Source organism: Saccharopolyspora sp. NPDC050389 (assembly GCF_040655595.1).
Taxonomy (GTDB): Bacteria; Actinomycetota; Actinomycetes; order Mycobacteriales; family Pseudonocardiaceae; genus Saccharopolyspora.
Genome location: NZ_JBFAKG010000075.1, coordinates 37,784 through 53,838 on the forward strand (window position 1 = coordinate 37,784; position 16,055 = coordinate 53,838).

General features: G+C 67.0%; 9 protein-coding genes and 3 pseudogenes. 9 read left to right on the top strand and 3 right to left on the bottom strand.

Annotated elements, in window-relative coordinates; all coding sequences use genetic code 11:
• Window positions 1-471: 471 nt before the first annotated feature.
• From AB0I53_RS36105 to AB0I53_RS36115, 3 genes are all read left to right on the top strand, one after another.
• Window positions 472-852 carry a DUF5996 family protein gene (locus AB0I53_RS36105; protein WP_358613206.1) on the top strand — a complete coding sequence of 127 codons (381 nt, stop codon included), beginning with the start codon at window positions 472-474 and terminating at the stop codon, window positions 850-852.
• Window positions 740-1,675 (top strand): chitinase, encoded by a 936-nt coding sequence (locus AB0I53_RS36110; RefSeq protein ID WP_358613208.1) that lies wholly within the window; start codon window positions 740-742, stop codon window positions 1,673-1,675. Before AB0I53_RS36105 ends, AB0I53_RS36110 begins: the two co-directional genes overlap by 113 nt.
• Before the next feature lie 77 nt (window positions 1,676-1,752).
• The gene (locus AB0I53_RS36115; RefSeq protein ID WP_358613187.1) at window positions 1,753-3,117 is read left to right on the top strand and encodes a hypothetical protein; all 1,365 of its coding nucleotides are present in this window, start codon (window positions 1,753-1,755) and stop codon (window positions 3,115-3,117) included.
• A 479-nt stretch (window positions 3,118-3,596) separates the two neighbouring features.
• Here AB0I53_RS36115 and AB0I53_RS36120 read toward each other — a convergent pair.
• A pseudogene (locus tag AB0I53_RS36120) lies at window positions 3,597-3,737 on the bottom strand (sugar phosphate isomerase/epimerase); the annotation flags it as partial.
• 76 nt (window positions 3,738-3,813) lie between these two features.
• Here AB0I53_RS36120 and AB0I53_RS36125 point away from each other — a divergent pair.
• A pseudogene (locus tag AB0I53_RS36125) lies at window positions 3,814-4,155 on the top strand (transposase); the annotation flags it as partial.
• Window positions 4,156-4,210: 55 nt separating this feature from the next.
• The gene (locus tag AB0I53_RS36130; protein WP_358613189.1) at window positions 4,211-4,639 is read left to right on the top strand and encodes a zinc ribbon domain-containing protein; all 429 of its coding nucleotides are present in this window, start codon (window positions 4,211-4,213) and stop codon (window positions 4,637-4,639) included.
• On the opposite strand, the gene AB0I53_RS36135 is transcribed toward AB0I53_RS36130, so the two are convergent.
• Both AB0I53_RS36135 and AB0I53_RS36140 read right to left on the bottom strand, forming a co-directional pair.
• Window positions 4,597-5,193 carry a transposase family protein gene (locus AB0I53_RS36135; protein ID WP_358613191.1) on the bottom strand — a complete coding sequence of 199 codons (597 nt, stop codon included), beginning with the start codon at window positions 5,191-5,193 and terminating at the stop codon, window positions 4,597-4,599. The genes AB0I53_RS36130 and AB0I53_RS36135 overlap by 43 nt on opposite strands.
• A gap of 471 nt (window positions 5,194-5,664) precedes the next feature.
• The gene (locus AB0I53_RS36140) at window positions 5,665-6,450 is read right to left on the bottom strand and encodes a transposase (RefSeq protein ID WP_358613210.1); all 786 of its coding nucleotides are present in this window, start codon (window positions 6,448-6,450) and stop codon (window positions 5,665-5,667) included.
• A 467-nt stretch (window positions 6,451-6,917) separates the two neighbouring features.
• Here AB0I53_RS36140 and AB0I53_RS36145 point away from each other — a divergent pair.
• The 4 genes and pseudogenes from AB0I53_RS36145 to AB0I53_RS36160 all read left to right on the top strand — a co-directional run.
• Window positions 6,918-7,128 (top strand): annotated as a pseudogene (locus AB0I53_RS36145) (MbtH family protein).
• A gap of 143 nt (window positions 7,129-7,271) precedes the next feature.
• A complete protein-coding gene (locus AB0I53_RS36150; protein WP_358613193.1) occupies window positions 7,272-8,477 on the top strand; it encodes a cytochrome P450 in 1,206 nt (401 codons plus the stop codon).
• Between the two features lie 58 nt (window positions 8,478-8,535).
• Window positions 8,536-13,212, top strand: coding sequence for an amino acid adenylation domain-containing protein (locus AB0I53_RS36155; RefSeq protein WP_358613195.1), 4,677 nt, complete (start codon window positions 8,536-8,538; stop codon window positions 13,210-13,212).
• Window positions 13,191-16,055: amino acid adenylation domain-containing protein (locus AB0I53_RS36160; RefSeq protein ID WP_358613197.1), on the top strand; the 2,865-nt coding region annotated here is incomplete at its 3' end. The genes AB0I53_RS36155 and AB0I53_RS36160, both read left to right, overlap by 22 nt.

The following is a 16,055-nucleotide window of genomic DNA, read 5'->3' on the forward strand; positions in this document are numbered from 1 at the left end:
GTCTCCCCGCGAGGAGGCGAACCTCTGATTGGGGTGCAGTGCCGTCACCTGCGCGCCTGACTGCGGGTGCGCAAAGTGACCACGACGGCGAAAAGCGAGCAATATTCGGGGAATATGTTCATCTATCCTGTGTGGACGAACAAGATCCTTTTCCGGAAACTTAAAATCGCAGCCTGATCGAGTGACGTCGAGCTGTCGCTGACACAATGCGGAGCGGATGAATGGCAGCGAGGGTGCCAGGGAAATCCGTAGATCTTCGGTGGGAGATCGACTTTTCCCCGGATCTCAGGCTGGCCCCGGTCGTGCAGTCGATCGCGATCCGGGGTGGCTGCACGCTGGTGCTCGAAAGCCGCGAGCCACGATCGTCGACGTCGGCGATATGAAGGTCCCCGCCAAGGGCCTTGACCGGCCACGCCAGAGCTTCACATGTGGACCCGGGTCGTGCAGAAGGTCCGGTTGGTGATGGCGCCCATGGCCAACTGCTGGTGGCAGATTCTGCCGTACGTCACCGCGCGCGGGCTGAGCATCTCGCTGATCTCGCACGGCGCGCGTTCGTTCGACATCGAGTTCGACTTCTGCGAACACTGCGCTGCACATCTGCTGGCTGGCCTGTTGGTGGAACCACCGAACGAGTACACACGATTACCGGACCGTCCATATGGTGACGCGGCAGGCGGCTCTCGTGGCGGCAGGGGAGAATTGCATCATGCCGAAGATGCGTGCGCTTTTCATGACCCTCGTGATCGGTTGGGCGTGCATCTCGTGCGCAACGTACGGCAACAGCGTTTCCCGGAGCGCAGTCAACGTGACTTCATCGCCATATCTTTTCTTCGGGTGGGGCAACCCCCCTGACCCGGTTGCGGTGATGAAGGAAACTGGCGTCAAGGCGTTCACTCTTGCTTTCATCCTCTCCGGTAATGGCTGCGATCCCGCATGGGACGGCGAACGGCCGCTGGACGGCGACGATGCCGTTCAGATCAAGAGAATCCGCGACGCGGGCGGTGATGTCGTCGTCTCCATGGGGGGCAGCGCCCAGGAGGGGCAGAAGCTGGGCGAGGTCTGCCCGAACGAGCAGTCCCTGGCGGGCGCGTACCAGAAGGTCATCGACACCTACCAGCTCAAAGCGATCGACGTCGACATCGAGAAGGGCGAATTCAAATCCCCTGAAGCGCAAGATCGCGAACTCGGCGCACTGAAGATCCTCAAGCAGCGGAACCCCGAACTGAAGACGACCGTGGTGTTCCCCACGGAACGTACCGGCCCGAGCGACCTCGGCAAGCGGCTCATCCGACGAGCGCACGAGCTCGGCGCCAACATCGACGTCTTCACGATCATGCCGTTCAATTTCGAGGGCACCGACATGACCCGCGATACGATCTCGGCCACCGAAGGGCTCGCGTCGGAGATCGCCGGCACCTTCGCAATACCGATCGAAGAGGCGTACCAAAAGGCCGGCATATCGTCTAAGAACGGTGGGCTCGAGGAAACCGTTCGGTTGGAGGACTTCCACAATTTCCTGGACTACGCCAACGACCGACGCCTCGGCCGGTTCACCTTCTGGGCGGTCAACCGCGACCGTCCCGGCGACCCGAGTCATGACGCGGGGAGCGGGATCCCCCAGCGCGACTGGGACTTCACCAGGGTCATAGCGCGCTACCACTCCACGGAGCCCTGATCGGTCCGGTCCGAGAACCACAGAACTGAATCTGCCCGTGTCGCAAAGACTTGCTGATTTTCGGTCCGGGAGGTCGGATGATGTCTCTGCTCCGTCTGCGCACCGCCTTGCGCCCGCGCGTGGTCTCTGCCGTTACGCGCAGTGTTGTGGAGCCCGTTCTTCGGGCACCCTATCTGAGCACCGCCCGATGGTTGCCGGAATTTTTCACGTGGCCTGAGCAAAAGCGGCGGGCTTGGCAACGGGACCGGTTGCGCGCTGTCTTGCGGCACGCGCAGGAAGAGGTGCCGTACTACCGTGACGTGCTGGCCGGGCGGAACGTGGATGGGGTGGACCTCGCCGAGCTCCCCGTGATCGACAAGGCGATGATGCGGCCATGCATGGACAATTTCTTGAGCCGGGACTGGCGAGACATTCCGCACATCGTCAAGAAGACCGGTGGTAGTACCGGCGACCCGTTCCAGTACCCGCTCGACAAGCGCGCCTGGGTGCACATCTACGCGGCGAACCTGTACTTCTGGGAACGCACCGGCTACCGCTACGGAGACCGCCTGGTAATGGTAGGTTCTCCGCCCTCATTGCAGTCCGCGAGCGAGGGTTTGAAGTCTCGATTGCGCGCTCTCCTGGAGGGGCGCGTGGTCTCCGCAGCGGGATGCCACATCGACCCGGAGACGAGCCTGGAACGCGCGCTCACGGCCGGGCGCGCGCGGGGAGTGCTCTGGTACGGATACGCGAGCCATGTCGCAGCGATGGCCGACGCCGTACTGGAAGCCGGGGTGCGCGTGCCGTCACCGAAGGTGATCGTCACGACGGCTGAGCTGTTGTTCCCGACCTGGCGCGAGCGCATCGAGCAAGCCTTCGAGGCGCCACTGCGCGACCAGTACGGGTGCAACGACGGCGGCATCATGTCGCAAGGATGCTCGCACAGTCGGCTTCACCTCGCCGAGAGCGTATCGATCGTCGAGATCCTCGACCACGCTGGACGCCGGTGTCCACCGGGCGAGGAGGGTGACGTGGTCGTGACGAACCTGCACGCCCGGACGCTGCCCTTCCTGCGGTACCGGATCGGGGACCGGGCCGTACTCGGCGCGGGGACATGTCCATGTGGCACGGAAGGCACGTTTCTGGAGCGGGTGGTCGGTCGGCAGGGCGACAGTTTGCAATTGCCGAACGGCAAGCACGTTTCCATGCACCCGCTCGGGAAATGCTTCTTCGATGCCCGTCACGTGCGTCGCTACCAGTTCGTCCAGCCGGAGCCCGGTCGCGTCCAAGTGCGTCTCGAGGTCGAACCAGGTTTCGACGCGGATGAGCGCTCGATGATACTCGGCGAAGTTCGACGCCTGGTGGGCAGCGCAGTCGAGGTCGACCTGACGACCGACGAGCCGATGGAACGCACTCGGGGCGGCAAACACCGCGTAGTCGTGCGGACCTTCGACGCGGCGTGACCTCGTTGCGAACTGCGCCCACTTCTCATCTGCAGCGTCAGACTTCCCAGAGCAGTCCAACGTGCACCTCGGAAATGCAGCCCAAGATGAAAAGGCGGCGGGCAGAGGCTCGGGACCGGCGGGGCGGGTCAGTACCGCCCGGCGCGGAACTTGTCGATCATCCGACGGTCCTGCGTCGTCGGCCGGCACCCTGCTCACGGCGGGCGACCTGCATCGACGATCAGCGAGTCCTGGGCTGGCCGACGCCTTGGTGGCAGGCCAGCTGTGCTTACGATGCGATGGTTCTTCTGCGATGACCGTGACTGTCTGGTCAGGACGTTCACAGGGCTGGGCGATGGCTTGACCGACAAGCATGCCCGCCGGACTAACGTTGTGCCACAGGCCGTTCGAGGAGAGGTGCCGGCTGGCGGGTGGGGCTATGGCCGGTTGGAGATCGCCTATGTCGGAGACCGCTTCGAGGTCGACCAGAACTGGTCATTGCGGACTCCCTCAGGTTCACAGTCGCTCCAGATCCGGCTCCGCAGGATGTTGCGGTACCGCTCGTCGAAGAGGTGATCGCAGGCCGCCTGACCAACTAGATCGTTCGAGATCGTCCACACCACCAGCCCGTGGGCTTTTAAGGGTCCTTGCATAATGATCTTTGTCTGGCATGGTGGTGGCTGGAGTTGATCACGTTTCGATCGTTGGGAGCGTGGGATGGCTCGCCCGAAGCCGTGGGAGGTCAGTGACGAGCTGTGGGCGTTGATCGAGCCGTTGCTGCCCCGGCACGAGCGTCGGTTTCGGTATCCGGGGCGGCGTCGGATCGATGACCGCAAGACGTTGCAGGGCATCTTGTTCGTGCTCTACACCGGCATCCAGTGGGAGTTCCTTCCCCAGGAGTTGGGATTCGGTTCGGGGTCGACGTGCTGGCGGCGGTTGGCCGAGTGGCAGCACGCCGGGGTGTGGGAGGAGCTGCAGGAGGTGTTGCTGGCAAAGTTGCGTGGCGCGGGTCAGCTCGACTTCTCCCGTGCGACGGTTGATTCCTCGCAGATCCAGGCGAAACGGGGTCGATCGTCCCCAAAAGTCGGTCCGAGTCCGGTTGACCTTATGGAGCGTGCCGCAGCAGTGGGTGATCTCGATGCGGGTCACGCACCCGGCGTTGGTCAGCGAAGCCGACTTCGTCGCGGTTCAAGCCCTCCGGGCCGCGCGGCCGACCGGTGACGGCACCACCCGTACCTACCGGTTCGCCGGCCGTGTGCGGTGCGGGATCTGCAATCGCCGTATGGACGCGCACTGGGCGAACCAGCGTCCTGGCTACCGGTGTCGTCACGGACATACCAGCTCTCAGCGGCGCACACCGGATCAGCCCAAGAGTGTCTATGTCCGCGAGGACCACTTGGTGGCGGAAACCGCATCCGCTATCACCGGGTTGGCCCTTGCCTGCGGTAGTCAGCCCGAAGCGGTCGCCCGGTTCTTGCGGGACCACAACCTGATCATCGTCTACAACAAGTCAGGCTCGGTCGTGACATCCGACCGAGCCTGACCAGCGACAAGACCCCGTTCCATGGGGTAATTCTGTGTCCGAGGGACTCGAACCCCAAAGTTGGTGAAATTTCCCGTGTTTGGGGAAATCACACCGGAACGGTAGCAGGTGCGCCTTTCGCAGGCTACAACCCTGTGGCACGGCAAGGGTGTTGCCGATCGGCGGGGTTCGTCGGTGTCTCCTGCTCTTGGCGGTCGGCATGCGGCTATTCGGGTCATGTTGAGCTGGTGCTGCGCCGCTAAGCGCTGTGTGAGTCGCGCACCGGCGCGACCACCCAACGCCAGCGCGACCGCGCACAGCACTCGGTCCAGCACCGAGGTGCGCCGGGCATACCGAGCCGCCAACCCCGGAACCTGCTCGGCGAAGGTCTTCCTAACGCATTCGGCGTTATCACAGAACAACCGTCGCACCCGCAACCGAATCAGCAACTCCCGGCCAGTGACCGCGGTGTCCAGCAACCGCCGCTCATAGCGGCTGTGCACCCGGCCCGACAGGATCGCGCATCCAGGGCACGCCACCTGCTCGCCCGTGGTGCTGGCCTGGATCTGCACCATCGAGCCCGCAGCGTGCACACCGTCGATCCGTAACTCGGCCAGATGCGGGAACAAGCCCCTCAGAAATTCAAGATCAGCACACCAGGATCGTGATCAACTACCTAGATCATGACCACCGCCCGGTTCCATCACGGAAACCGTGCCAGAGACAGGATTCACCCGCCCGCGACACCAACTCGCGTTTCCAAGCCGGGGTGCGGGCCGCCGAGGTCGGATTGCTGCCCGCATCGCCGTGATCGGGCGGCTCCCCATGGCGTTTCCGGTGGCCTGCGAATGGTCGCTGTCCAGGCGAATGGCAGTTGTTTGCCAGCGAGGTTGTCCGGCGACATGAGAGTGACCGCGCATGGCAGCTTGTGGCCGCAGGTCTTGTTGTTCGAATGGGTCGGCAATAGCGTCTAAAGCCTGTCCCATAATGATCAAATATTGTTGGCGTGCATGGGAAATCGTGGCTTGCGGCGTGGCGGTCGGCGTTCAGTGGGTCATGGTGAGGTTGCGCATGAGGGCTACGCCGCGTGCGGCGTGCCAGACGCCGTCGCGTTTGCGTCGGCAGTTGCGGAGGATGTTCCAGGACTTCATGTGTGCCAGGGCATGCTCAACGCGGGCTCGGACGCGCTTGTGAACGGTGTTGAGTTCTTCCTTCCACGGAGGAAGTTCGCTGCCGTCGCCGGGTTTGCGGTACGGCATGACCACTCCGGTAATGCCTTGGTAGCCGCTGTCGGCCATGACGTGTGCACCCGTGCAGTGCTGGTCGACACTGGATTCGGTGTAGGCCCGGCAGTCGTTGCGGTTGCCGGGCAGCGGTTTTCCGACTGCGACCGTCAGGCGGGTGCTGGCGTCGATGACCACCTGCAGGTTGGTCGAGTACCGGTAGTTCTTCGACGACGCACTCACGCTTCGGTCATGGGTGGGTACCAGGGTGCCGTCCACGATCAGCACCGTGTCCGGGTTGTGCTTGCGCTTGGTCGGCGACAACGCGAGATAGGGGCCGAGGTGGTCGACGACCCGCCCGGCTGCGGACTTGGAGACATCGAAGAGTAACGCGACCTGTCGCAAGGTCAGGTTGGTGCGGTAGTACACCGCGACCAGCAGTACCCGGTCGTCCAGCGACAGCCCCCATCGGCGACCGGCGCCGGTCTGCTCGGCGCCACGACCTCGCACGATGCCCACCAGCTTGCTGAACTGCCGCACCGACAGCCCCGTGAACGCTGTCGAGCGGTGCCGGTCGCCTCGGGGTGCGGTGTTGCGGGACGTCGGCAGGGCAGTCGATTCCACCGCGCGAAAAGCTTCTCCCATCCAGCGACTCGATCATGGAGGTGCGCCGATGTCCGGTCAGCAGTCTCAGGCTGATCAGCATCTGTTCGCCGAGCTCGGCCTTCGCACGCGCTTGTTCGCCCAAGGGGCGGTTGCCTGGCTGTTCGCCAGGGGAGGCGATCCGTTCGCCCGCTTGCTGCACTCCCCGTGGCGGGACAACCCGTACCCGCTCTACGCGGGCATGCGCGCGCATCGTCGCACAAGTCGTGGGTCGTGCAAATCAGCAACCCGAGCTTGCTGCGGACCAGCGGCCCCTGCGCCGCGCCGGACCGGCGGTGCGACGCCCGACGTCGGTCGTCCGCGGCATGCGTCGTTGCCTGTCACCGCTGGCAGAACCGTCCTGCGCACCTGAACCGCTTCCGGGCCTTCCCGGAGCATTCCACCGAGCATCCCGAAGCCGTGAGGACGAGACGATGAGCACGAATCCCTTCGAAGACCCAGACGGCAAGTACCTCGTGCTGGTCAACGACGAGGGACAGCATTCCCTGTGGCCCGCTTTCGGCGACGCGCCGGGGGACCGTCGCACTGCCGGAGACCGACCGGCAGTCCACACACGACTACGTGGAGCGGAACTGGACGGACCTGCGCCCGAAGAGCCTGATCGCGCAGCTGGGCGAGTCCTGATCACGTTCCGCCCAACCAAGAAGTCGCGCCGTCACCAGGAGCACCCCAGAGCGGCGAACCCGCGGTAGCGCCGCGGCGGCGCGTGGTGCGGTTCGGTGAGTCGGCTCGCGCCAGCGCGACGAAAACTCGGGAAGGAGCCTGAATTGTCCGACACCATCGGTGTTCCCGTCGGTATTCCGACCGAACGCGACCGGATCTTCGAACTGCCCGTGGAACTGGAGTCGCTGCGGGATCGGAAGCCCATCGGACGGATGATCTACGAGGACGGCCACCTGGGTTGGTTGGTGACGAGCTACTCGTTGGCCCGCGCGGTACTCGCCGACAGCCGCTTCAGCAGCCGCGCCGATCTCGCCCGCATCCCCGTCGAGCTGCCCGCCGAAGCAGAGCAGGCGCGCAAGGACATCCCGCCGGGCGTGTTCCACCGCATGGACCCGCCGGAGCACACCAGGTACCGCCGGCTGCTAGCCGGTCATTTCGCGGTGCGCCGGATGGATTCGCTGACCGAGACGATCCAGCGGATCGTCGACGAACGCCTGCACGCGATGGACCGCGGGGGCCCACCCGCCGACCTGGTGCGGGACTTCGCGAAACTCGTGCCGCTGAACGTGGTCTCCGAGGTCCTGGGCGTCCCCGAGGACGAGCGCGACCGCTTCGTGCGGCGCGTCTCAGTCCTGTTCGACCAGCACGCCGAGGCCGCCGACGTCGGGGCAGCGACCCAGGCGATCCACACCCAGTTCCAGGAGTTCGTCGACGCGAAGAAGCGGGCCGGGACCAGCGGTGACGTCCTCGGGCACCTGGCGGCTTCGGGCGAGTTGCCCGACGAGGAGATCGCCACCGTCGGAATGGTGCTGCTGACCGCGGGGTACGAATCAACGGCGAACATGCTGGCCCTCGGAACGCTCGCGTTGCTGGAACACCCGGACCAGCGGGCTCGGGCGCTTTCCAACTCGGCCCAGCTCGACAAGGCCGTCGACGAACTGCTGCGCTACCTCAGCGTCACCCACATCGGACCTATCCGCACCGCGCTGCGGGACGTCGAGCTCGGCGGCGAAACCATCAAGGCCGGTGACTCGGTGTCCATAGCCCTGCCGGCGGCCAACCGCGACCCCGAGCACGTCGAGTGCCCGGCCGCACTGGACATCGACAACTCGTCGGCCGGGCACCTCGCGTTCGGCTACGGCGTGCATCAATGCCTTGGCCAACACCTCGCTCGGAACATCCTGCGCACGAGCTATGCCGGGATCTTCCGGGAGTTCCCCGCCCTGCGGCTCGCCGTTCCGGCGGACGAACTCGAAATCTGCACCGAGATGCCCGTGTACGGGGTGTCTCGGCTCCCGGTCGAGTGGTGATGCGGGGACCGCGGTCGCCGTGTCCTGAGCCGCAAGCGGCGTGTCGATGGGTGGGATCATGGATCAACTGGCTGCCGACTCCGCTTTCCCGTTGTCGGACGCCCAACGGGAGATCTGGCTGGCGCAGCGGTTCAACCCGGAAAGCCTGCACTTCCGCGTGGGCCAGTACGTCGAGATCGACGGGGCGATCGACGGTGCCGAGTTCGAAGCCGCGGTCCGCAAGACCGTCGCCGAGGTGGATGTGCTGCACTGCCGCGTCCACGAGGTGGACGGCGTTGCGCACCAGACCGTGAACCCCGTCCCCGACTGGGACTTCCCCGTGCTCGACTTCAGCACCGAACCCGATCCGGGTGCGGCGGCGGAGCGCTGGATGTACGAAGACCTCGCCGTCCCGATGGACCTGACCCGCGACCGGCTGTTCTCGTACGCCCTGCTCAAGCTGGCGTCGGACCGCTTCTACTGGTACCAGGGCTACCACCACCTGGTCACCGACGGTGCGGGCAGCATCCTGATCTCGCAACGCGCAGCGCATCTTTACACGACGAGCGTGCAAGGTCTGCCCGCGGAGCCCGCGCCGTTCTCGTCACTGCGGGAACTGGTGGCGGAAGACGCCGAGTACCGGAACTCCGGGGATTTCGAACGGGATCGGAAGTACTGGCTGGAGAGGTTCGCCGACCGGCCCAACGTGGCACGGATTTCCGCCATGACGGAGGATCTGCCGCGGAGCTTCCTTCGGCACACCAGCCATGTTCCGGCCGCAGCCGCGGACCGGATCAAGGCGGCCGCCCGAACCGCCCGCACGCACTGGTCGGTCATGCTGCTCGCGGCGACCGCGGTGTACCTCCACCGGCTCACCGGGGAGGAGGACATCGCGGTCGGTTTCGCAGTGGCTGCCCGCAAGAACGCAACGCTGCGCCGCAACCCGGGCACGCTGGCGAACGTGGTTCCGCTGCGGGTGAAGGTCGATGGTGGGACCACGGTGCACGAGCTCCTCCGGCAGGCCTCGCGGGAGGTTCGCGGGGCCTTGGCGCACCAGCGTTATCGCGCGGAGCAGCTGGCTCGCGATCTCAACCTGACGACCGGCATGCGCCACCTCATGGGCCCCGAGGTGAACGTGATGCCGTTCGACTTCGACCTGAGCTTCGGGCAGTGCGCCGCGCGGCTGCACAACTTGTCCAACGGGCTGGTCGACGATCTGTCCATCATGGCCTACGACCGCCCCGACGGTGGTGCTGTCCGGGTCGACTTCAACGGGAACGCGGACCGCTACAGCAGCGATGCCCTGGGCACCCATCAGGATCGATTCCTCGCCCTGCTGGACGTGCTGGCCGGCGACTTGGACGCCGAAGTCGGTGAATTGGACGTGCTGACCGCCGCGGAGCGGAACAAGCTGCTGGGGGAGTGGAACGGCGCAGCAGCCGAGCTGACTTCCTCGGTGGTGCCAGAGCTGCTGGACGACCAAGTGGCGCGCAGTCCGGACGAGGTCGCGTTGGTGTGCGGTGGGAAGAGCCTCACCTACGCGGAGCTGCACGCGCGGGCGAATCAGCTCGCTCGCCACCTGGTCGAGCTGGGCGTTGGGCCCGAGCGAGTGGTCGGATTGTTGCTGCCGCGCACGGCGGACATGGTCATCGCGATGCTTGCGGTGCTGAAGGCCGGCGGTGCTTACCTGCCGGTCGACCCCACCTATCCCGCCCATCGCGTCGAATTCATGCTCGCCGACGCGAACCCGGTCCTGCTGCTGGCCACGACGGACACCGCCGGGCGCGTCGCGCAACCGCCCGTCGACATCGTGGTGCTGGACGACCGGCACGTGCGCCGCGCGCTCGCCGAGCAGCCGAGCTCCGAGCTCGGCGACGACGACCGCCGGTCGTCGCTGCGCGGTTCGCATCCCGCCTACGTCATCTACACCTCGGGTTCGACCGGCGTCCCGAAGAGCGTGGTGGTGTCCCAGACCAGTGCGGTGAACCTGGTGTCCTGGGCGGTTCGCGCCCTGGGGGAGCGGCTCGGCCGGGTGCTCGCGTCCACGTCGTTGAGCTTCGACGTATCGGCGTTCGAGCTGTTTGCCCCCTTGGCCTGCGGGGGCTGCGTCGAAGTGGTGCGGGACGGCTCGGCGCTGGCGGAGCGGTTGTCCGCGGGGCCGGCTCCGAGCGCGATCAGCGGCGTTCCGTCGGTGCTGGGCCAGGTGGCCGCAGCGGTGCGGGATTCCGGGTTCTCGGGTGTCGTCGTGTGCGCGGGGGAAGCGCTGCCGACGGGGGTGGTGGCCGCGCTGGAGGCGGCGTTCCCGGGATGCCGGGTGATGAACGCCTACGGGCCGACCGAGGCGACCGTGTACGCAACGGCGGGCTGGTGCGGGTCGGACGCGGACGGCGGTGGAATCGGTGGTCCGGTCGCCAACACCCAGGTCTACGTGCTGGACGACAGGCTGGCATTGGTTCCCCCCGGCGTGGTCGGGGAGTTGTACGTCGGCGGACTCGGGGTGGCGCGCGGCTATTGGCGCCGGGCGGGGCTGACGGCGGAACGCTTCGTGGCCAATCCCTTCGGCCCGGCCGAGAACCCGGTGGCGGGGAGCGTGTCGGCGGGTGCCGGCGGTCGGTTGTACCGCACCGGAGACCTGGTGCGGTGGAACGACCGTGGCTGGCTGGAGTACGTCGGCCGGGTCGACGACCAGGTCAAGGTGCGAGGTTTCCGGATCGAGCCTGGCGAAATCGAGAACGTCCTGACCGAGCATCCGGGCATCGCCCGCGCCGCGGTCGCCGCCCGCGAGGATCGGCCGGGGGACAAGCGCCTCGTCGGGTACGTGGTTCCCGCGCCGTCCGCGGAGGTGGACGTTCGCGAGGTGCGCGAGTTCCTGGGCGGCCGCGTGCCGGATCACCTGGTGCCGGCGGCGATCGTGCCCATGGACGCACTACCGCTGACGGCGAACGGCAAACTGGACCGCCGGGCCTTGCCTGCGCCGGAGTTCACGCGTGCCGCGTCGTCTCGCCCGCCGCGAACCCAGGTCCAGGAAGCGTTGTGCGAGTTCTTCGACCAGCTGCTCGGCGTCCCGGACGTGGGGATCGACGACAGCTTCTTCGACCTCGGCGGGGACAGCATCTCCGCCATCCAGCTGGTCAGCCGGGCACAGGCCGCCGGCATCACCTTCACCCCGCAAGACGTGCTGGTGCACCGGACCGTGGCCGGCATCGCGTCCGCAGCCGGCGTGCACGCGGATGCCGAGCCGGTCGAGGACGACGGCGTGGGCGCCCTCGGCTCGACGCCGATAGTGGATTGGTTCCGGGGTTTGGGTGGGCAGTTCGACGGGCTGTGCCAGGCGATGGTGGTGGCCTTGCCGACGGGGATTGACCGCCCGAACTTGGTGGCCGCCTTGGAAGCGCTGGTGGAGCGGCACGGCGCGTTGCGCTTGTGCGTAGACGACGGTGCCGAGCAGGGCTTGCGAGTAGCGCCCGTCGGGTCGTCGCCCGTGGCGGACCGCGTGACGCAGGTGGACGTGCGCGGTCTTTCCGACGACCAGTTGAACGCGGCCGCGGACGAGTACTTCGCCGCTGCACAGGCTCGTCTGGACCCGAGGTCCGAAACGGTGTGGCAAGCCGTGTTCTTCGATGCCGGAGCCGGAGGGGCGGGCCGATTGCTGCTGGTGATCCACCACCTGGCCGTCGACGGGGTGTCCTGGCGGATCTTGCTGGCGGATCTGGCCACCGCGTGGCAGGCGATAGCGGCTGGGCGAACCCCGTCGCTGCCGCCGCGTGGCGCGTCGCTGCGCCGCTGGACGCGAATTCTTGCCGCAGAAGCGCGAAGTCCGGAGCGAATCGCCGAGCTAGACCACTGGAAGCGGACGCTGGCAGACGCCGTGCCCAAGCGCGGGGGAGCAGCCGGGCATCAGGAGTCCGGCGAGCTGACGCTGCGGTTGCCGGTGGCGGACACTGAGCCGCTGTTGAGGCGGGTGCCCGCCGTCTACCACGCGGACACCCACGAGGTGCTGCTCGCCGCGCTGGGAACCGCCGTTGCGCAATGGCGACGGCGGCTGGGGTCGTCGGGCCGGGCAGTGGTGGTCGATGTCGAAGGCCACGGGCGGCACCAAGAACTCGCCGATGGCGTGGACCTGTCGGGCACGGTCGGCTGGTTCACCACGCTGCACCCGGTGCGCCTCACCCCTGACCCCCTGGAACGCGAGGACGTTCGGCGTGGCGGGCCGGAACTTCGGCGCACCATCCAACATCTGAAGGAAGAGATCCGTGCGGTGCCCGACCACGGCCTGGGCTACGGGCTGCTGCGCTACCTCAACTCGGAGACGGCCGAGGAACTCGCAGGTCTGCCCAGTCCCGAGATCGGGTTCAACTACCTGGGCCGGTTCTCCGCCGCAGATGACGCCGACGGGGACACCGCGTGGGCACCGCTCGCGGACGCTACGGGCCAACCCCTGAGGGTCGCTACTGCCGCCGGGCCGGGAATGCCCCCGGTCCACCTGCTGGACCTCAACGCGGCGGTGCTGTCCACCGCCGGGCGGCCGCAGCTGGTCGCGACCTGGTCCTGGCAGCCGCCACTCGACCGGGACCAGCTCACGGCGCTCGCGGAGATCTGGTTCGAGGTGCTTCGCGGCGTCACGACAGCAACCGACCAACCCGGCGCGGGTGGCCACACGCCGTCCGATTTCGGGCTGGTCAACCTCACCCAGCAGCAGATCGACCAGCTCGAGTCAGCGTGGAGGAGATCACGATGGAGCAGCCCGGATTCGTAGACGTGTTGCCGCTGTCCCCGCTCCAGGAAGGTCTGCTATTCCACGCCCTGCACCAGGGGAGCGGCCCGGACGAGTACGTCGTCCAGGTCGTCCTGGAGCTCGATGGACCGCTGCGCGCCGCCGAGCTGCGCGGCGCCGCGGAGGCGATCTTGCGACGCCACCCGAACCTGAGTGCCGCCTTCTGGTTCGAGGGGGTGGACAGCCCGGTCCAGGTCATCCCCCGCTCGGTGACCTTGCCGTGGGCGGAGTTCGACCTCCGCGGCCGCACCGTGGACGAGCAGCGCGCCGAGCGCGAGCGCCTGCTGCTCGAGCAGCGGGAGGCCGGCTTCGACCTGTTCGACCCCCCGCTGCTCCGGTTCGCGCTGATCCGGCTCGAACCGCAGCGGCACCTGCTGGTGCTGACCAACCACCACATCCTGCTGGACGGCTGGTCGTATCCGGTCTTGTTTCGCGAGCTGTTCCAGCTCTACCAGCGCGGTGGTGACGACAGCGAGCTGCCGCGGGTCACGCCGTACCGGGAGTACCTGGCCTGGCTCGCCGGGCAGGACCGGCAGGCCGCGGAGGACGCGTGGCGGCGCGCCCTGGCCGGGCTGTCCGAGCCGACCTTGCTCGCGCCGACAGCGGGCCCGGCCGGACCGGACCGGCGCGCACAGGCGACCCTCGAACTGCCCGCGGAACTGACCGCGGACCTGCGCGTTCTCGGCCGCCGCCGGGAGCTGACCACCGGCACCCTGGTCCAGGGCGCCTGGGCGATCCTGCTCCGGTCGTTGACCGGCCGCTCCGACGTCGTGTTCGGCACCACCGTGGCCGGGCGGCCGCCTCAACTGCCCGGCGTGGAATCGATGGTGGGGTTGTTCATCAACACGGTGCCCGTCCGGGTCCGGCTCGATCCGCACGAACCCCTGGCTGACGCGCTTCGCCGCTTCCGCGACGAGCAGGCCGCCTTGGTCAACCACCAGCACCTCAGCCTCACGGACGCGGGCCGGTTGAGCGGGCACGGAAAGCTCTTCGACTCCCTGGTCGTCTTCGAGAACTACCCGCTGGACACGGCGGGCATCACCCCGGCCGGAAGCGAGCTGCGGGCCGCCGACATCGCCGGTCACGATGGTTCGCACTACCCCCTCAGCCTGATCGTCTTCCCCGGCGAGAAGATCGTCCTCCGGCTGGATTACCGTTCGGACGTATTCGGACCGTCCACTGTGGAGCATTTGCTCGGGAGATTGGGCCGCCTTCTGGAGGCGTTGTGCGCGAATCCGGACTGCCCCGTGGGCAACGTCGACCTGGTCGGCGACGTCGAGCGGGAACGCCTCCTGGGCTTGAACGACCCGGCACTGGTGACCCCGTCGGCGGTCGTGCCGGAGTTGTTCGGCCGGCAGGTGGCTCTCCGGCCCGAGGCGATCGCGGTCGTGTCCGGCGAGGCGGAACTGACCTACGCGGAACTCGACGCCCGGTCGAACCAGCTCGCACGCCACCTGGTGGCGTCGGGGGTCGGCCCGGAACGGGTGGTGGGCCTGGCGCTACCCCGCTCGGTCGAAGCGGTGGTCGCCGTCCTGGCCGTGCTGAAGGCCGGTGGGGCGTACCTGCCGATCGATCCGGGCAATCCCGCCGAACGGGTCCGGTCGATACTGCGCGATGCCACGCCTGTGCTGATGCTGACGACCGCGGCCACCCGGCCTGGCGTCGAGGAGGGCGGCACGCCGACCGTCGTGCTCGACTCGCCGGAGGTGCAGCAGCGGCTCGCCGCGCAGCCGACGGCCGAGCTCACCGATGCGGAGCGCGGAGGCGCACTGCACCCCGGGCAAGCGGCTTACGTCATCTACACCTCCGGTTCCTCGGGAATCCCCAAAGGCGTTGCGGCGACGCACGAGGACGTGGTCGAGCTGACCGGGGACCGCGCGTTCGACAGCTATGCGGACGCGCGGGTGCTGGTGCACTCGCCGCTGGCCTTCGACGCGTCGACCTACGAGATCTGGGTTCCGCTGCTCCGTGGCGCGCGGCTCGTGTTGGCCCCCGGGGAAGCGGTCGATCTCGACGCGTGGCATTCGACCATCACGCGGAACCAGGTGACGCACGCCTTCTTGACCACGGCTCTCTTCAACCACCTCGTCGGCGAGCGCATCGAACTGGTTTCGGCACTGCGGGAGGTGTGGACGGGCGGGGAAGTGGTGTCGACGCAGGCATTCCGGCGCGCCGTCGAAACCTGCCCCAACACCAGGTTCGTGCACGTCTACGGGCCCACGGAAACAACCACGTTCTGCGCCTACCACGAGGTAAGGACTGCCGATTCGATCGGGAACACGGTTCCGATCGGCCGGGCCATGCGCAATATGCGGGTGTATGTGTTGGATGGTTCGTTGGGTTTGGTTCCTGTGGGTGTGGTGGGGGAGTTGTATGTGGGGGGTGTGGGTTTGGCGCGGGGGTATTGGGGTCGTGGGGGGTTGTCGGGGGAGCGGTTTGTGGCGGATCCGTTTGGTGGTGTGGGTTCGCGGATGTATCGGACTGGGGATTTGGTGCGGTGGAATCGTGATGGTGTGTTGGAGTTTGTGGGGCGTGTTGATGATCAGGTGAAGGTTCGGGGTTTTCGGGTTGAGTTGGGTGAGGTGGAGGGTGTGTTGGCCGGGTGTCCTGGGGTGGGGCAGGCGGCGGTGGTGGTGCGTGAGGATGTGCCGGGGGATAGGCGTTTGGTTGGGTATGTGGTGGGTTCGGGTGTGGAGGGGTCGCGGGTTCGGGAGTTTGTGCGTGGTTGGTTGCCGGAGTTCATGGTTCCGGCTGTGGTGGTGGTGTTGGATGAGTTGCCGGTGACGGTGAATGGGAAGTTGGATCGTAGGGCTCTTCCGGTTCCT